Raw genomic sequence first — 15,480 nt, forward strand, 5'->3', positions numbered from 1 at the left:
AGTTATTCAGGTATAATTCTTAAACTGTCAATAATTAATTCACTTCCAATTGCGCCACGATATTGATCGCCTTGATAACTGGATGTTGCTATAATTGCCATTTGTGTGCTATTACCTGCGGTTACTCCAGTAAATGTGAATGGAATGTCAAAATGAACAAAAGTATTGGCAGGAGTTCCGTTTGGAACTATTGCCTTAGCGATAATTTGCTGGGAAGTGTTAACAGTTGATCCGTTCAATCTGTCTGGTCCATTGTAAAAAACGGCATAAAGGGAAAACTTGTCTGTTTCAGAAGGCAGAGCAGTTCCATTCTGATCTATGAAACTAGGTCCAGGAGAATATTTATAATAACCTGTAAAACGGGCTGGTGTTGCTGCACTATATGGTTGACCGAATTCAGTAGCGGTTAGAGGATCTGTAAATGCATTTATAATATTAAAATCACCTAGGAAAATAGATCCAGGAATAATATGAATACCAAGGATTTCAGAAGTAGGAGTTCCAGCAAGAGTAGCCATTTTTGCTGCTTTGGTTCCATTTAGTCCATTAGTTGTGGAACCCGTCGGATAAGATCCAAGACTTGGATTGACACCTGCCAATGCAGCTCCAGCGTTTGCTGAAGACCATAATTGTATTCCGTCAGATTCAACAGGATATTCATATTGGTTGTCAGGATTTGTTTCCCAGTTTTCGAAGTTGAAAGTCCAGCTTCCAATTCGTACAACCTCAATTTGGTATGTTTTTTTGTTCTCTCCAGATTCTGAAGTTACCGTATAGAAGACTGGTTGATCAAATGTGATATGTGTTCCTGAAGCAGGAGAAATGGTTGCTCCTTTGGTGATCGAAATCGTTGGAGTTACACCGTTTTGATAAGCGGCACCATTCAGGTAGATAAATATTTTCTTATTTGACTCATCAATAACGGTATTGGCGGTAGTCTCAGAATTACTCAATTCAAAAGACAAAATATCTGCCTCTGGATTTGCAAGTTTTTTTTGATACAGCTGGTTACCAATATAGCTGGAATGAGAGAAAGGAGTAGAAAAATACGCATATTGTTTGATTTAATGAGTTTGATTAATCTGTTTTTGATAAATCCATGTGGAGTCCATTCCAGCGATGTCCATCCAAATCTGCAAAAGTAAATCCGTACATCCATCCTTGAATTTCTGAGGGTTCTGAAAAAACGTTCCCTCCAGCTTTCTTTACTTTTTGAGCCAATTCATCGATTTCTTCTCTAGTTTCAGCATCAAAGGAAATGAGTATTTGGGCTGTTTTTGAGGTGTCATTCTTCTCCAAACCACCATTGAACTGTTTCAAAATAGCATCTGGAAAAAGCATGATTATAGATTTTCCTGCTTGAATACAAGCTCTTTCTTCAGGAGCAGATTGTTCCAGTTTTGCAGTAAATCCAATTGCTGTGAAAAAATTTCGGGAAGCTTCCACGTCTTTTACGGGCAAATTCAGCCAAATTTCTTTTGTCATTTTTCTTCAGTATACTTTCAAAAGTAAAACTAAAAAATTCTTTTTAAAATTCTAAAAAAATAATCAGGTGGTTTGGATGAATAACTGGTTTATAGGGAGTTTACTCTACTTCTGTTCAAAATAGTTTCCATTAAAGGAATAGGTGATGTAATTATTCGTAATCTCATCTTTTTCATTTGTAGTAGAAACAGAAATAATCTTTTTCTTGGAATCATATCTAATAACGGAAACCGGTCTCTCTGGTCGATCAACCACACTGAAAAAATCGTAGTAGACATCCAACGAGTTTTGTAAACCTTCGTCTGTTTTCATCAAAAGCACTCTGTCATTGATTCCTTGATTGGTTAGCTCAAATGCTTTGATGGATTGTTTCATATCTTTTGTGGAATAAATTCCGTTCGTGATTGCCAGATAAAACGTGTTTTTTTTCGCTTTTACAGTGAAAATATCTGAGCAGAACCAAGCAGGATCATCTTCTGTGTTTGAGCGATAGAGTTGGATTTTTATGTTGTTTCCAGTCCGATATTGGTAAATCACATTGAAAAATCGCATAGTTCCTCCTAATTGTGAGTCCCAACTGTAAATCCGGAACAAACCATCTTTTGACGTATTTACATTACAACTATTTTCTTCGGTCAATGATTTAAACGAATAAGTAAGTGTTTTGCCATCAGAAAGAAGTTCCTGTAATTTGGAACTGAAGAGCTCACTGTAATAAGGAAGTGAATCACTAAACTCTGAACGGAGTTCCATGATTTTTTGATTAATCTGGATCAATTCCTGTTCTTTTTTAGGAATTCCACTTATTGGTTCTTGAAGCTTAGCCGGTTGATTCTCGCATGAGAAAGTAGCCAATGTTCCACAAAGAAATAAACCAAGTATTGTAATTTGCTTAAACATGTTATTATTTGCGTTTTGCAGTGAAGTTTCCATTTGGTTGTTGGAAAACTACGGCTATTGATTTGCCATTATCCATTGTGAATTTCACACTATAACCTTTGGCAATAGTTAATTCGAAAGTATCATTTCCAATAGAAGCTGTTTCGTAATCGGGTTGACCGGGAACAAGAACCATCAACACTTTTCCTTTGATATAAACCTTGATGGTATTTCCTTCTAAATCATAGTCTCCAACATATTTCGTTAGATCGTCATTAGATAGTTCAACTTTTGGAGTACTTCGCAGGAATTCGGTTGTTTTTTCTGGTTCATCTAAATCTAAGGAAACACGGTCTATTTTGCCATTAGATGCACTTGCAAAGTTGAGAAGAAATTTAGATTCGTCTTCTTCATCCTCTTTTTTAACTGATTCTAAGTTAAATATGTCGTAGTGATAATGACTCATCCACATTTTCTCTCCTGCTAAAAATGTTTTCAAGGTATCGTTCTCGTATACAACGGTAAAGTTTCCGTAAGCATCGTTGGAGTAATAACCAGCATAGTCTTTCAATGGATGAGAAGGTTGTGTGTTTTTAACCTGAAGAGAAGTTGTATCGGCTTTTGACTCCAATTTTTTTACTTCTGCCATCATTTCATCTTTTGCTTTTTTCGCATCTGCATTCCATGGAATTGGGGATAAAGCAAATAGTTTGTCTGAAATGAAGTTACGAACGATTTCTGGAACCTCTGATCCATTTTGATTGGTTAGAACTACAATTCCAATAGAATCTGAAGGGTAAAATGCCACGTTTGCGGAGAAACCATTGATATTTCCACCATGCTCTACTAAAAAATGTCCGCGGTATGATTCTAAAAACCAGCCCAATCCGTAGTTTGTAAATTGAATGTCTGAATGATCGGTTGGCTGGCCACCACGAACTACCATTTGAGAACTCGAAGCATCTTTCACATAAGAACTCGGAATAATTTCTGATTCATTGAATTTACCGCCCATAATCCATGTAGCAACCCAATTTCCCATATCATTTGCGCACGAATTGATACTTCCCGCAGGTCCCATTCCATTGATGTTATAATAATCCATTTTTTTAATGGACATTTTAGAATCCAAGGTGTAGGGAAGGGAGGCATCTGCATCTTTTTGGGTCGCAAAAATATCCGTATTACTGTGAGTCATTTTCAATGGAGTAAAAAAACGCTCTTGAATGTTTTGTTCCCATGTTTTCTCGGTGATTTTCTCTGCAATCATTCCTTGAGCTAAGAACATCCAGTTGTTGTATTGCCATTTCTCCCGCAGTTTCACTGTTGGTTCCATGTACTTAACACGAGAAATAAGGCTGTCGCGATTGCTGGTATTGAAAAAATACCACGAATAATCGAAGCGCGAAAATCCTGTTCTGTGACACATCATATCGCGAATCGTAATTCCTGTATTGAGATAATCGTATTTGAAACTTAATTGTGGCAAGTGACTCGTTGCTAGATCCTTTAGTTTCAGCTTTTCTTCTTTTTCCAACTGACCAAGAATTGCAGACGTAAAGGCTTTTGTAGAGGAACCGATTGCAAACAAAGTGTTTGGAGTAACTGGTTTCTTGTTCTCCAAATCGCGGTATCCGAACCCTTTTGAGTAGATGATTTTGTCTTTGTAAACCACGGCAACGGAATAACCTGCCACTTTTTGATCTACGAGCACTTGATTTAATTCTTTCTCAATTCCCGAAAGACGTTTAGCGAAATCAGGCTTCTTTTCTTTTGACTGAGAAGTTGCAGAAAAAATGAAAGTTGTTGTGAATAAAAGGATAAGGATTTGTTTCATGATATGCTTTTTTGTTGTAAGTAAAGATAAGAAACTCCTTCAAAAAGGGTAATTAAATGATAGTTGAAAGGAACAAAAATGAAAACCAGAAGATATACTTCTGAAAATGGATCAGGTTTTTGAGGTTAAATTTCGAATTTCTACCGTGAAAAGTGTACCTTCGGAAACTGGATTTGCAAAAATATGGATATTGACTTTTTCAGCTAACATGTGAGATATTTTTAATCCGTATCCTGAATTTTGGCTGTTTATTTGGTTCCAATCAAAAATTTTTGTTGACTCTAGATCTTGAATTGGTATTCCTGAATTGAAAAATAAGATTCTTGATTTTTGATCCTCACTTTCCCAAGAAATTCGAATATTTCCATGTTCAGGGGTATGTTTTATGGCGTTTGAGAGGATGTTTCGAAAGACAGTTTGTAAAATGTTTTCATCGGAATAAAACGAAAAGTCATCTTCGGGTAAAATAAGGGTAATTTCTTTTTGGGTAATAGATGGTTTATAGATTTTCAATACGCATTGGAGTAATTCGGTCAGTGAAAGCGTTTTCTTTTCGGGGGTAAATGAATCCATTTGCGATTTACTCCAAATCAACAAATCTTCCATCGTGTTTAGCAGATTCTCAATATTATTCGCCAATTGTTCTTCTTTTAGCAATCTAAACTCGGGATTCATTTTTGTGGGAGCCATCTTTAGCAATTGCAGATAAGTGTACAAACCACTCACCGGACTTCTCAAATCATGACTCAGAATGCTGAATAATTTTACTTTACTCTGATTTGCTTCATCCAAAGCATCATTCAAATTAGATAGTTTTTTGTTGTTTTTTTGTTTCAGTTTGTTGTTTCTAATTAAGCTAATGATGATAAAAGCAAGTAAAGCCAATCCTCCAAATAGAAAATAGGTTGTTTGTTGTTTGAGCTTGTTTTCTTTGTTCAAAATCTTGATTTGAGCTTCCTTTTTTCCGGTTTCATATCGGGTTTGCATTTCTGCTATTTTTGACCGGCTTTCATTGGTAAGAATCGATTCTTTCAGTGAATATGCTTCTCGCATGGTTTCCTGAGCACGCTTGTAATCGCCTGAATTTTCATAGCATTTGGAAATGAGAAGTAGGGTTTCTAGTTCTGTAGTTTTATTGGAGCGATTCTTCGAAATAGCGAGCGATTTTTGATAGTTTTCAAGCGCTTTCGAGTAATTGTGAGTTATTTTTACTTCATACGTTCCGAGACTGTTGTAATAATCACTCCAATCAATTTCTTCATAACTGATTTTCTTCGAATAAAAGATTACACTATCAATTGCTTTTGAATAATCTTGAAAGTGATCAAATTCACTACAGAAGTAGGCTACTCTTCCCCAAGATTCAAAACTACTAATGTCATCTTTCATTTGAATGGAAAGCTTTGTATTGAGCAAAGCATAATGAAAGGCCGAATCTTGCTGTTTTAATTTTCCATAGCAATTGGCAATATAGGAATACCCAATGTATAGGTTAAACCAGAATTTATGCTTTTTCAAAGTAGGAATCTCTTTCTTATATCCATCCAGTGATTTCTGATAAAACCCCTGTTTGTAATACGTACCAGCAATGTTCATGTTGATACTTGTGATATCTTCCACATTCCCAATCTGATCGTAAATCTTTTTGGTTTTGTAGTAGTAATTTGCTTGAGTTACGAAATCGGATTTTTCTCCGTAAACAACTCCCAAGTCATTATATGTTCCGGCAACAAGTTTCCATCTCTTCGCTTTTTTCTTCAATTCGAGTGAAAGAAGCATGCAGTGAATGGATTGATTATAGTCTAAATCGGCATCGTACAAACTCGCCAAATAATCATAGTGTCTCCATAAAATAGAATCAACCTCGGTTTTTTTAACAATAGGAAGCCCTTTTTTTGCCCAGTAAATTCCTCGTTTCGGTTGGTAATAGTAATTGTAATATTTGGCTAGATTTTGGGTTGCGATACTTTTTTTAACAAAATCCGGGTTGTTTTTGAATATAGCAATCCACACATTGGTATCCCGATCCTTTTCTTGTGCGTTGCAAGTAAGTTGAACAAATACAAGTAAAACTAGAAGTTTAAATTTCTTTCTCTGAAAAAACTTGAAATGTGATAGAATCATGGTTGGAATTTAGTTCCTAGCGACAAGATAGCTGAAAAATTCAGAAAGAAGATTTTTTCCATTCACTGACTGTACTTTTATATGTTTTACCAATTGGAATCTGATTGGTACCAATTAAGATGTTGTTTTCAATAATACTATTGATATATCTTGGATTAATAGCAAAACTTCGGTGAACCCTTTTGAATTGAGGTGTATTGAAACTTTCCAAAATTCGACTAATATTTCCAAGCGTAATGTAGCTTTTGTTCTTGGTGAAAATGCGGGTGTAATCTTTTAAAGCTTCGAGGTATAAAATTTCGGAAAGTAAAATACGGTGAGTATTGTATCCTTCTTGAATAATTACAGTGTCATCTTCCAAATAATGTTCATAGCTCAATGCCTTTTCTCGAATATCAATAAAGCTTTTTATGCGAGAAACGGCTGCTTCGAAACGATCCAGAGTCAAGGGTTTTAAGATATAATCCAAAGCAAATAACTCAAAAGCATCCAATGCAAATTCGGGGTGACTGGTAATGAAAACACACAGGGGAGGTTTGGGCAAGGATCTTAAAAAATCGATTCCGTTTAGATTTGGCATTTCGATATCCAGAAAAAGCACATCGGGCGGATAATTCGATAGTTGATGAATAGCTTCAATTGGGTCTGAAAAACTTCCAAATAATTCAAAATCAAGATGCTGTTTAAAGAATGATTCTATGATCATTCTATCCATTTCGTTATCGTCGATTACTGTATATCTCATAATTACTCTCACACAAATTTAGCAAATATTCGGAGTTGTGATTTCATTAGTCGATTAATAAGATACGTTCGTATATTCTTTAAGGGGTTTCGAAGACAAACATTCTAGATTTGATTAGATGAATGAAAGAACTTCAATGAAGACGAATTTAAAAGAGAAGAAGCTATGGTATCCGATAATCGACAAAGTATCTGGAGCAATAAAATTGAATGACGGATTCAGTTTTGGCCCTGACACATTAGAGGAAGAATTAGCCAAACACTTTAATGTTCCCTTACAGCCCAAACCCGAAAGAGAAAAAGATGCTACTCTTTACTTTCTTTCTGATGCCGAAATTGGTGATTGGAAAGTTAATCTGAGCCTGTCTTTTTATAGAGGAAGATTGGGAAGTCTATTTATGTACCCTCAAATTTCAGCAGAATTATTTCCCAATTTAAACCCAGAGCGCACGGGTTATGGACCTTCAGAATTGGAATATGCTGTGTTGGACATCTATGAAAATTGGTTGACGGAACAGTTAAACGAACAACGAGAATTCACTTGGGGAGTCATTGAAGCACTTTTTGCAAAACGACCCGATGGACCAGGTGCACCATTGATTTCACTCGTATATTAATTCGCTGATAGATGACTAAATATAGTTTTGAGAATTACAGAGAAATAAGCATCGAAAACTACAAAGAGTTGTCGGATGTTTTTCAAAAGGAAATGCAAAAGATAGCAAAATCTGATTCCTTTTATAGCAATGATGGAAGTATTGAAAGCTTTATGGGTTCTTGTAAAGCAGAATTTACGAATGATTCCAATTTGGATTTGTATGATGTGGTGCTGACAGACCACCCAGAAGTAGTCATCTATCATTTCTGGAAATATTTTGATGAGTATGGAAGTCTCTTTTATGCAGATTCAGGAGAAGATGTAGGAGTTGGGATGATGGATTTCAACTTTGTTTTGACTGAAGGATCCATTGAACAGTTGAAATTATGCAAAGAATTACACGAATCTTTTTACCAAGATGAAGCACTGCTTCCAAGAATTAATTCATGGAGTGAATAGAATAAAAACAACGATTAAACACTAAAAATTATGTTAGGAATAGACAAATACGGACAAATGTATCTGGCAATGATTGGAGCTTTTGGAAACCCAGAAGCGCAATCAAAAATTTGCAATGAAAACGGAATTTCACTTGTTCAATGGGACGAAGCAAATGCACATTACACGGCAAAAATGTCGGATGTAAGTGATATGGGACAAACTGCAATGGCGCTTGCAAAATACATGATGCCTCACAATGCTCCTGGAGCTCCAAAAGATGACACTCCTGTTGATTTTATTGCAATAGACGTTCGTTTGTATGTGAACGAAAATAATGTTCAAATGGCGGAATTTATAAACGGAGATCGACATGTTATTTTGCAGTATGGTGTTGATAACGATCCGAATGATGAGTTTATAGCAAATTATGTTCAGGGACGTGTTCACATGCTTGTAAATGACCAAAGTTACAGTATTTATGGAGGTGTTGAGCGTGTAGAGTTGTTCAGGAATAATTTGATATTCCATTTCGACCAAGAAGGAAAAGAACGCATGAAACGTGATACTCTTACGATTACTTTCCTAATTTCTAATACAAAGTATGGGTATTTGGAACGCACGCTTTACCACATGTACAAAGATCACCCAGTATTGGTTCTCTCCAAAGAAAAACCATCCGAAATAGAAAATTGGAATGGGATTGAGTATGATTTGACTAGAGGATCGTTCGGTTTTGAGAACGGCGGTATTGTAAACCTTCGTACCAATATCGGAAATCTTCAGGAAACCGGGAAATACAATCAAAGCGTCGCAATAACCTTTGAAAAAGAAGGAACTTCGAAAGAACTGTTTGAAGCCTTTCTGAATGAGATGATGGCTGTAATGGAAGCCGATTACGAATCGATTATCTCCATGATTATCATTGAGGACGAAAAGAATGAATTATTCCTTTACACGCAATTATCGGAACGTGATTTTATGGAACGTGTAAATACAGCTTTGTGTTATTTACCGAACCTGGCTTTAGGATTCAGCGCAGAACCCGATACTGAATGGGTACATTACAAGGCGTGCTTGCAGGATTATTTGGACTCAAGATCATAATGTTAATAATCTGAATAGTTAATTTTTTAAAACTAAAAATTATGGGACTTTTTGATAAAATAAAGAATGAATTCATTGATATTATCGAGTGGAATGATGAAACCAATGACACGATTGTATGGAAATTTCCACGCTATCAGAATGAAATAAAAATGAAAGCAAAACTAACTGTTCGTGAATCACAGCAAGCAGTTTTTTTGAACGAAGGTAAAATGGCTGATGTCTTTGAGCCAGGAATGCACACCTTAGAGACTCAAAACATGCCAATTCTTGCTACGTTGAAAGGATGGAAATATGGTTTCGATAGTCCATTTAAAGCAGATGTGTTTTTTGTTTCAACGAAGCAATTCTTAGATCAACGATGGGGAACAAAAAATGCCATTACAATTGATGATGAGCGTTTTGGTATGATTGAGCTAAGAGCTTTTGGTTCTTTTGCTTACAGAGTAACAGATGCAGGAAAATTCTTAAAAGAAGTTTCGGGAACTGATTCAGAATTTACAACCGATGAAATAAACGGTCAATTGAGAAGTTTGATTATGTCAAAGTTCTCGAATCTCGTTGCTAGTGGAAATATTCCGATTGATAAAATTGCTGCAAACATTGACGATCTTTCAAAGCTTTGTCATGAAAAAATGAACGAAGATTTCGAAGAATATGGGTTGAAAATCACTAAATTCTTATTGGAAAATGTCTCTATGCCAGACGATATCAAGAAAGAAATTTTTGAATACTCTCGCTTGAATCGAATTGACATGCAAAAACTCACACAATTCAAAGCTGCAAATAGCATTGAAGCTGCTGTTTCCAATCCAGGAATTGGTGGAATGGGAGTTGGAATGGGGGTTGGAATGGGAATGGGAAATATGGTTGCCAATTCAATGTCTCAAGCTATGAACAGCCCACAAGCAACACCCCCAAGTGCAGGAACCCCACCGCCACTTCCACAAGCAAGCGCTTATTTTGTGGCAGTGAATGGTCAGCAAAACGGACCTTTTACCTTGGAAATACTTGCTTCAATGGTTCAAAACGGAACTTTTAAAAGAGATTCAAAGGTTTGGAAAAACGGAATGGCAAGTTGGTTGGATGCAGGTGGAGTGGATGAGCTAGGTGCTTTGTTCCAAAATGAACCGCCGCCACTTCCTCCAATGTAATATTGGTTTTATAGATTATCATTTATTTAAAAATACACACATGAATTTGCTTAAAAAAACCTTTTTAAGATTGTTACTTGTCCTTGTTGTCCTGTTTTTCAATTCGGTGGATTTGTATGCTCGAGTAGGGGGTGCTGGAGGAGAAAAGAAAGAAGAACTTCTGATGCCTACTGGAGGTGGAATCTCAAAACTTACAATTCCTGGATTAATTGGCTTAGCAGTCGTCCTAATCATTTATTTCATCCTTCGAAAAAGATTGGGATTAGGCTCTGGATCGGGTTCTAAAAGTTCACTGATGACTGGATTGAAAGGAGCAATGTCTGGTGGAGGAATTGGAGGAGCTTTATCAGCAGTGATTGCCAAAGATTTTACGGGTGCTTCAACTGTAGGAAATAAATTATTTCCCGATGGGTTGACCGAAGAAAAGGTGAGTACTTCCTTTATGGCTTTGCAAGCTGCTTGGGAAGAACAAGATCTGAGTAAAGTGCGCAAATGGATGTCGGATGGTGTTTATCAAAGATTTACAGCACAGTTTATCATGATGAAGCAATTGACACAAAGCAATACTTTGAGCAATGTTCGAATAAAAGATGTTTCTGTAATGGATATTCGCACTGATGGTGAGTATCAATCTGCAGATATATCGATTACATTTTCAATGGACGATCGTTTCATAAGTGAGAAGTATCCGGAATTGAATGAGTCATACAAAGGCGATTCAGATACCGAAATCTGGACTTTTATCAAACGAAAAGATACTGCTGTTTCTGTTCAAAATGATTTGTACTTGTCGAATAATTGTCCCAATTGTGGCTCTTTATTAGAACTTCAACTTGGAGAGGTAAGTCGTTGTTCGAATTGTAAAACTTTGACCAATAACGCTTCATTTGATTGGGTTTTAAACGAAATCACGCAAGACGAGGATTATAAAAGCGGAAATGATTTGTTGGGTGATTCGCGCTTGAAAGAGTTGGTGAAAAACGATTCACATTTTGCAATTCAGCGCATGGAAGACATTGCTTCAAACGTGTTTATGCAAGTGATGGAAGTTTGGAGTGGTGCCACCAATAAAAAATTAGCTCGTTTTTCGGATGAGGGTGTAGCGAATAAAATTCTTGCTCAAAAGAAACAACAAGGCGAGTTTGTCTTTGACCGACTTTATTTGAAAGAAGTAACCATGCAATCATACACTGTTCAAAATGCTCAGTTGCAATTGTCCTTTAGATTAACAGCCAATTATCAGCGAGTTCAGTTGGGTAAGAAATTAACGAAGTTAGATCCTTCGATTGCTGAACATACTTTCAAAATGGTGCTGTCGAAAAACACTGCTGCATTGAGTACTCCAGAAAAAGATATTGCATTTAGTTATGAATGCGCCAATTGTGGAGCTCCGTATGAAGATACTACCAATCATACTTGTACTTATTGTGAAGCCTTGGTGGTTGATCCTTCGAAAAATTGGGTTTTAACGGATTTTGATCAAGTGAAATAAAACAAAATTACCTGTGACTTGAAATACCTTTAATGGTATAGACCTTCGTGAGATTTGTGTTTATCATGGTTTTATTTTAGCCATTTCAGATACGAATCTCACGAAGGTTTTTAGTCTTATTTTATTGCTGATAATCATTATTCAGTCCGTTATTCAGTTTCTTTATTTTTGAATTGGTTACTTGAATTTAAGACTTGTTAAAGTTACTCCAACAAAAAACACGATTATTGAAAGCCAATTTTCTGTAGCGATTTAAGTGATTACGAATCTCTAGTGGTCAGTCTTCGGTTTCGGATACTAGAAATCAAAATATTCAGTACGAAAATGATTTGTGCTCCAACAAGCATGTAAAACGCATAGATAATCCAATCTGTAGTTTCTTCCGATTGATTTTGCATGTCTTCTAATACACTGTAGTCAGAAGTTATTGATGGCATTCCTTTCTGTTCTTGCTGAATAGCAAAATAGATGATAAGTAAACTGATAATTGTAAGTAAATAATGAGTTCCAAAAAGGTATTTATTCATCCGTTGTCTGAAGAGCTCAAAACAGAGGGAAATTCCTGCAAAAAAGATAAACAATCCAGCAAGTACTAGCCAAACAATACTTTTTGGAAGGACAATGTAGGTTTCATTAAAAACAATTGTTAGACTTTCTGATTGTTCAGACCAAGCCAATACTACAAAAATGAGAGCGGTTATGAAATAAATTACTGAAATAAAATAACCTTTGAACATGCTTGAATGTAATCAAAATAGTTGGAATATGAATGTAATTGATATCATGTATGATTTTATTAATGTTAGATTATCGGATAAACCGGAATGCTTTTCCATCATAAACATATCGGGTTCCATTGTTTTTGATGAATAGTTCATTTTTACCACCTGGATGAACTAAAAGGGTATCTGCTTGGAAGCTGAAAATAGTTTTGCCTTTTGATTCGTTGATTTTTAAAATATCGATCACACTTGTTTCCAGATCTTTCCCCGAAATGTCGATATCGCCCAAGTAATTTGTTTTTCCTTTTTCAAACAAAAATACAGATGCACCACAGTAATATTCAAAGGCCTGCTGACAAACAATAAAGCGTTTGTTGTTCTGTTTATTTTTGTAAAAATGCGGTTCGAAAAGATACAAATCTCCAGAACCTAATGATTTGTAACGCATCTTTTTTTGAGAATCGATAATCATCAGTCGATTTCCGTAATCTGTTTCCGTATTTGGATATACAATTTTTCCGTCGGGATACGAATAATATCCTTCCAAAACATAAAATGAATCGAGTAGGTAAGCGGCTTGAATTTCAAATCCCTTTACTTGAATTCCCGATACAGTATCTGCTTTAAACTCGACGTACTCTACATTTTTCGAATCATCGGTTAAGGTAATTTCTGGTTTACTGACTGTTTTAGCTATTGCTTGAATCTCTTTCTTCTCTTCAGAACAAGAATAACAAACTATGAGGATTAGAAGAACGTAAATTAATTTCATACTAATTAAATGATAGATGAACCAAACCTGTTAAATTGCAAATCCCCAGGCTAATCATACCTATTCCTAGTAATCCAAAAATTACAGTGAGAAATAAGTTGAATTTATTCTCATTTACAAAAACAAAATGCTTCGAATTTTTCGGATCATATAGTATTGGAAATGACTGATTGATTCGTTTTTTGTAAGTTCTAAATTTGCTAAGATCTGAAGTTGAATAAATATACGGCCTCTCTTGAATCAATTCTCCAGAATTTGTGATGAATTCAACGATTGGCATTTTGGATCCTTCACTATCTGATTCGTAACGGATAATTTTTCCAGTACCTGTGATTCCAATTCGATTTATTTTTCGAATAAATGCAAAACCGGAACCAGATACATAGCTTATTAAGCCTCCAAGTATAAAAAGGCAAATAGTAGGTTTGATAAACATGAATAGACCAAAAATGATGACTATTCCAACCCAATATTTTTCAAGAGACTTCATTAAACTAATCTAGATTAATTCAGTTTTCAATGGTTTTCCATTCAATCCTGCAATCAAATTATCAATTGCCAGATCCAACATGGCTGTGCGTGTTTCGAGCGTTGCAGAACCAATATGCGGCAATACACAAACGTGCGGCATCGTCAAAAGCGGATTGTCTGCATGCATGGGTTCTGGGTTCGTGACATCCAATCCTGCTCCCCAAATGTGCTTTTTTTGTAAAGCGAGGATGAGGTCCAATTCGTTGTGAAATCCTCCGCGAGCTGTGTTAATGAAAATAGCAGACTGTTTCATTTGCTGGAAAACCTCGTCGTTAAAGATTCCAGTATTCTCGGTTGTCAGATTTGCATGAATAGATATCACATCGCTTTCAGCAAGCAATTCTTCCAATTCAACCCGTCTAGCACCCAATAGCTTTTCTGCTTCTTCGTTGTTTCCACGATTGTGGTAAATGATTTCCATATCGAAAACCGCTTTGCATCGTTTGGCTAAAGCAAAACCAATACTTCCCAAACCAAAAATTCCCAATGTTTTTCCGCGTAGTTCAATTCCAAAGTTTTCAATTTCCTGGCTGGCTTTCCAGTTATCTTCCAAGATTTGGTGATTGAGGTAGAACGCATTTCGTGCTACGGATTGAATCAAGAGAAATGCAGTATCTGCCGTTGCATTTGTGAGAACTCCAGGTGTATTTCCAACTTTTATTCCAAGTTCTTTGGCCGCTTCCAAATCTACGTGGTCATATCCCACAGAATGGAGCGAAATGACTTTCAAATTAGGGCACGCAGCCATCAATTCGCGGTTCAACTGATTCATACCAACATTCAGTAAGCCATCCACTTTTTGACAATGAGCAACGAGTTCTTCGGGTGTTAGATTGCGATCTTCTTCCCAAACTGTTACATCAATTCCCGCTTTGTGGAGACGCTCCATACCAAAGTCCATGATTGGACGGGTTACGAATATTTTCATGTTGTTTTAAAAAATCGGTTGCATAAAGCTACCACGAAGAGCTGAAGCAAACAAGGTGATTGTGTTATACTTTGCTAATTAATAATTATCACATTGCTAATTTATCTAGTGCTTCTTCCAATGTCTTCAAAAAGTTAACTTGTTTCCCCTGATTGCTTTCATACATGAAATCGGTGATGCTTTTGCCTGTATACGCAGAGAAATCTCCAACAATCACCAGTCGCATGCGGTAATTGGAAAACTTTTGAAGCATTTCTCCTGCCATTCCGTTCTTCAGATCGAAAAAAGTAGGATTGATGTTCTTTTCGTAGATAATCATGCGGTCGAAACCTTGGTAATAGAGATTTCCGAGCAAGTCCACGCCGTCTTCCTCTTTTTCGATGAGGTAGTTGTCGGAAGTGATTTCCGCGATTTGTATTCCGTTTGTTTCGTGTGATTCAATATGCATGCTTTTTTATTTTTTATTGCAAAGAATTACAAATATAACTTGGAGCCCTCAGCACCCTGTAGTTAATTTATAAATTTCAATTTATTAAATCAATATTCTACTTTTTTCCATTGCCGAAAAAGTAGCAAAAAGTCTAGGCGCGGTAAACCAATCGACCTGTTTGAAGGTCATGACAGAATTTCTCATAAACTCGTCGTTCCTCCTCAAACAGTATGAGAAAT

Annotated in this window: 16 protein-coding genes; 5 read left to right on the forward strand and 11 right to left on the reverse strand. The window is 36.1% G+C overall.

Annotated features, from left to right (window positions below):
* Positions 1-2 precede the first annotated feature (2 nt).
* The 6 genes from FLUTA_RS12880 to FLUTA_RS12905 all read right to left on the reverse strand — a co-directional run bounded on the left by FLUTA_RS12880 (position 3) and on the right by FLUTA_RS12905 (position 7,070).
* A complete protein-coding gene (locus tag FLUTA_RS12880) occupies positions 3-965 on the reverse strand; it encodes a PCMD domain-containing protein (RefSeq protein ID WP_043023811.1) in 963 nt (320 codons plus the stop codon).
* 112 nt (positions 966-1,077) lie between these two features.
* Positions 1,078-1,485: a VOC family protein gene (locus FLUTA_RS12885; protein WP_013687320.1), complete on the reverse strand. Its 408-nt coding sequence runs from the start codon at positions 1,483-1,485 to the stop codon at positions 1,078-1,080.
* Positions 1,486-1,590: 105 nt separating this feature from the next.
* Positions 1,591-2,385 carry a hypothetical protein gene (locus FLUTA_RS12890; RefSeq protein ID WP_013687321.1) on the reverse strand — a complete coding sequence of 265 codons (795 nt, stop codon included), beginning with the start codon at positions 2,383-2,385 and terminating at the stop codon, positions 1,591-1,593.
* Between the two features lie 4 nt (positions 2,386-2,389).
* Positions 2,390-4,201, reverse strand: coding sequence for a serine hydrolase (locus FLUTA_RS12895; RefSeq protein ID WP_013687322.1), 1,812 nt, complete (start codon positions 4,199-4,201; stop codon positions 2,390-2,392).
* Between the two features lie 111 nt (positions 4,202-4,312).
* Entirely contained in the window at positions 4,313-6,325 is a 2,013-nt protein-coding gene (locus FLUTA_RS12900; protein ID WP_013687323.1) for a tetratricopeptide repeat-containing sensor histidine kinase, read from the reverse strand.
* Between the two features lie 40 nt (positions 6,326-6,365).
* Positions 6,366-7,070: a LytR/AlgR family response regulator transcription factor gene (locus FLUTA_RS12905; protein ID WP_013687324.1), complete on the reverse strand. Its 705-nt coding sequence runs from the start codon at positions 7,068-7,070 to the stop codon at positions 6,366-6,368.
* Between the two features lie 136 nt (positions 7,071-7,206).
* On the opposite strand from FLUTA_RS12905, the gene FLUTA_RS12910 reads away from it, so the two are divergent.
* From FLUTA_RS12910 to FLUTA_RS12930, 5 genes are read left to right on the forward strand one after another with little or no spacing between them, the layout of a single operon-like run.
* Positions 7,207-7,686: a hypothetical protein gene (locus tag FLUTA_RS12910; protein WP_013687325.1), complete on the forward strand. Its 480-nt coding sequence runs from the start codon at positions 7,207-7,209 to the stop codon at positions 7,684-7,686.
* 11 nt (positions 7,687-7,697) lie between these two features.
* A complete protein-coding gene (locus tag FLUTA_RS12915; protein ID WP_013687326.1) occupies positions 7,698-8,126 on the forward strand; it encodes a hypothetical protein in 429 nt (142 codons plus the stop codon).
* 30 nt (positions 8,127-8,156) lie between these two features.
* The gene (locus FLUTA_RS12920) at positions 8,157-9,212 is read left to right on the forward strand and encodes an Imm10 family immunity protein (protein WP_013687327.1); all 1,056 of its coding nucleotides are present in this window, start codon (positions 8,157-8,159) and stop codon (positions 9,210-9,212) included.
* A gap of 41 nt (positions 9,213-9,253) precedes the next feature.
* Positions 9,254-10,366, forward strand: coding sequence for an SPFH domain-containing protein (locus FLUTA_RS12925; RefSeq protein ID WP_013687328.1), 1,113 nt, complete (start codon positions 9,254-9,256; stop codon positions 10,364-10,366).
* 40 nt (positions 10,367-10,406) lie between these two features.
* On the forward strand, positions 10,407-11,858 hold the full coding sequence (locus tag FLUTA_RS12930) for a TIM44-like domain-containing protein (RefSeq protein WP_013687329.1): 1,452 nt from the start codon (positions 10,407-10,409) through the stop codon (positions 11,856-11,858).
* Between the two features lie 260 nt (positions 11,859-12,118).
* Here FLUTA_RS12930 and FLUTA_RS12935 read toward each other — a convergent pair whose 3' ends face one another.
* The 5 genes from FLUTA_RS12935 to FLUTA_RS12955 all read right to left on the reverse strand — a co-directional run bounded on the left by FLUTA_RS12935 (position 12,119) and on the right by FLUTA_RS12955 (position 15,259).
* Positions 12,119-12,595 (reverse strand): hypothetical protein, encoded by a 477-nt coding sequence (locus FLUTA_RS12935; RefSeq protein ID WP_013687330.1) that lies wholly within the window; start codon positions 12,593-12,595, stop codon positions 12,119-12,121.
* 70 nt (positions 12,596-12,665) lie between these two features.
* Complete coding sequence (locus FLUTA_RS12940; protein WP_013687331.1) at positions 12,666-13,352, reverse strand: hypothetical protein; 687 nt, start codon at positions 13,350-13,352, stop codon at positions 12,666-12,668.
* Between the two features lies 1 nt (position 13,353).
* Positions 13,354-13,842, reverse strand: coding sequence for a DUF3592 domain-containing protein (locus FLUTA_RS12945; RefSeq protein WP_013687332.1), 489 nt, complete (start codon positions 13,840-13,842; stop codon positions 13,354-13,356).
* Positions 13,843-13,851: 9 nt separating this feature from the next.
* Positions 13,852-14,811, reverse strand: coding sequence for a 2-hydroxyacid dehydrogenase (locus FLUTA_RS12950; protein ID WP_043023814.1), 960 nt, complete (start codon positions 14,809-14,811; stop codon positions 13,852-13,854).
* 88 nt (positions 14,812-14,899) lie between these two features.
* Positions 14,900-15,259: a DUF4180 domain-containing protein gene (locus FLUTA_RS12955; RefSeq protein WP_013687334.1), complete on the reverse strand. Its 360-nt coding sequence runs from the start codon at positions 15,257-15,259 to the stop codon at positions 14,900-14,902.
* Between the last annotated feature and the right edge of the window lie 221 nt (positions 15,260-15,480).

The organism is Fluviicola taffensis DSM 16823, assembly GCF_000194605.1.
Lineage (GTDB): Bacteria > Bacteroidota > Bacteroidia > Flavobacteriales_D > Crocinitomicaceae > Fluviicola > Fluviicola taffensis.

Excerpts from the sequence above, each read along its gene's own strand:
- FLUTA_RS12885 (WP_013687320.1), bottom strand. The coding sequence starts at position 1,485 with ATGACAAAAGAAATTTGGCTGAATTTGCCCGTAAAAGACGTGGAAGCT.
- FLUTA_RS12890 (WP_013687321.1), bottom strand. The coding sequence starts at position 2,385 with ATGTTTAAGCAAATTACAATACTTGGTTTATTTCTTTGTGGAACATTG.
- FLUTA_RS12895 (WP_013687322.1), bottom strand. The coding sequence starts at position 4,201 with ATGAAACAAATCCTTATCCTTTTATTCACAACAACTTTCATTTTTTCT.
- FLUTA_RS12900 (WP_013687323.1), bottom strand. The coding sequence starts at position 6,325 with ATGATTCTATCACATTTCAAGTTTTTTCAGAGAAAGAAATTTAAACTT.
- FLUTA_RS12905 (WP_013687324.1), bottom strand. The coding sequence starts at position 7,070 with ATGAGATATACAGTAATCGACGATAACGAAATGGATAGAATGATCATA.
- FLUTA_RS12910 (WP_013687325.1), top strand. The coding sequence starts at position 7,207 with ATGAAGACGAATTTAAAAGAGAAGAAGCTATGGTATCCGATAATCGAC.
- FLUTA_RS12915 (WP_013687326.1), top strand. The coding sequence starts at position 7,698 with ATGACTAAATATAGTTTTGAGAATTACAGAGAAATAAGCATCGAAAAC.
- FLUTA_RS12920 (WP_013687327.1), top strand. The coding sequence starts at position 8,157 with ATGTTAGGAATAGACAAATACGGACAAATGTATCTGGCAATGATTGGA.
- FLUTA_RS12925 (WP_013687328.1), top strand. The coding sequence starts at position 9,254 with ATGGGACTTTTTGATAAAATAAAGAATGAATTCATTGATATTATCGAG.
- FLUTA_RS12930 (WP_013687329.1), top strand. The coding sequence starts at position 10,407 with ATGAATTTGCTTAAAAAAACCTTTTTAAGATTGTTACTTGTCCTTGTT.
- FLUTA_RS12935 (WP_013687330.1), bottom strand. The coding sequence starts at position 12,595 with ATGTTCAAAGGTTATTTTATTTCAGTAATTTATTTCATAACCGCTCTC.
- FLUTA_RS12940 (WP_013687331.1), bottom strand. The coding sequence starts at position 13,352 with ATGAAATTAATTTACGTTCTTCTAATCCTCATAGTTTGTTATTCTTGT.
- FLUTA_RS12945 (WP_013687332.1), bottom strand. The coding sequence starts at position 13,842 with ATGAAGTCTCTTGAAAAATATTGGGTTGGAATAGTCATCATTTTTGGT.
- FLUTA_RS12950 (WP_043023814.1), bottom strand. The coding sequence starts at position 14,811 with ATGAAAATATTCGTAACCCGTCCAATCATGGACTTTGGTATGGAGCGT.
- FLUTA_RS12955 (WP_013687334.1), bottom strand. The coding sequence starts at position 15,259 with ATGCATATTGAATCACACGAAACAAACGGAATACAAATCGCGGAAATC.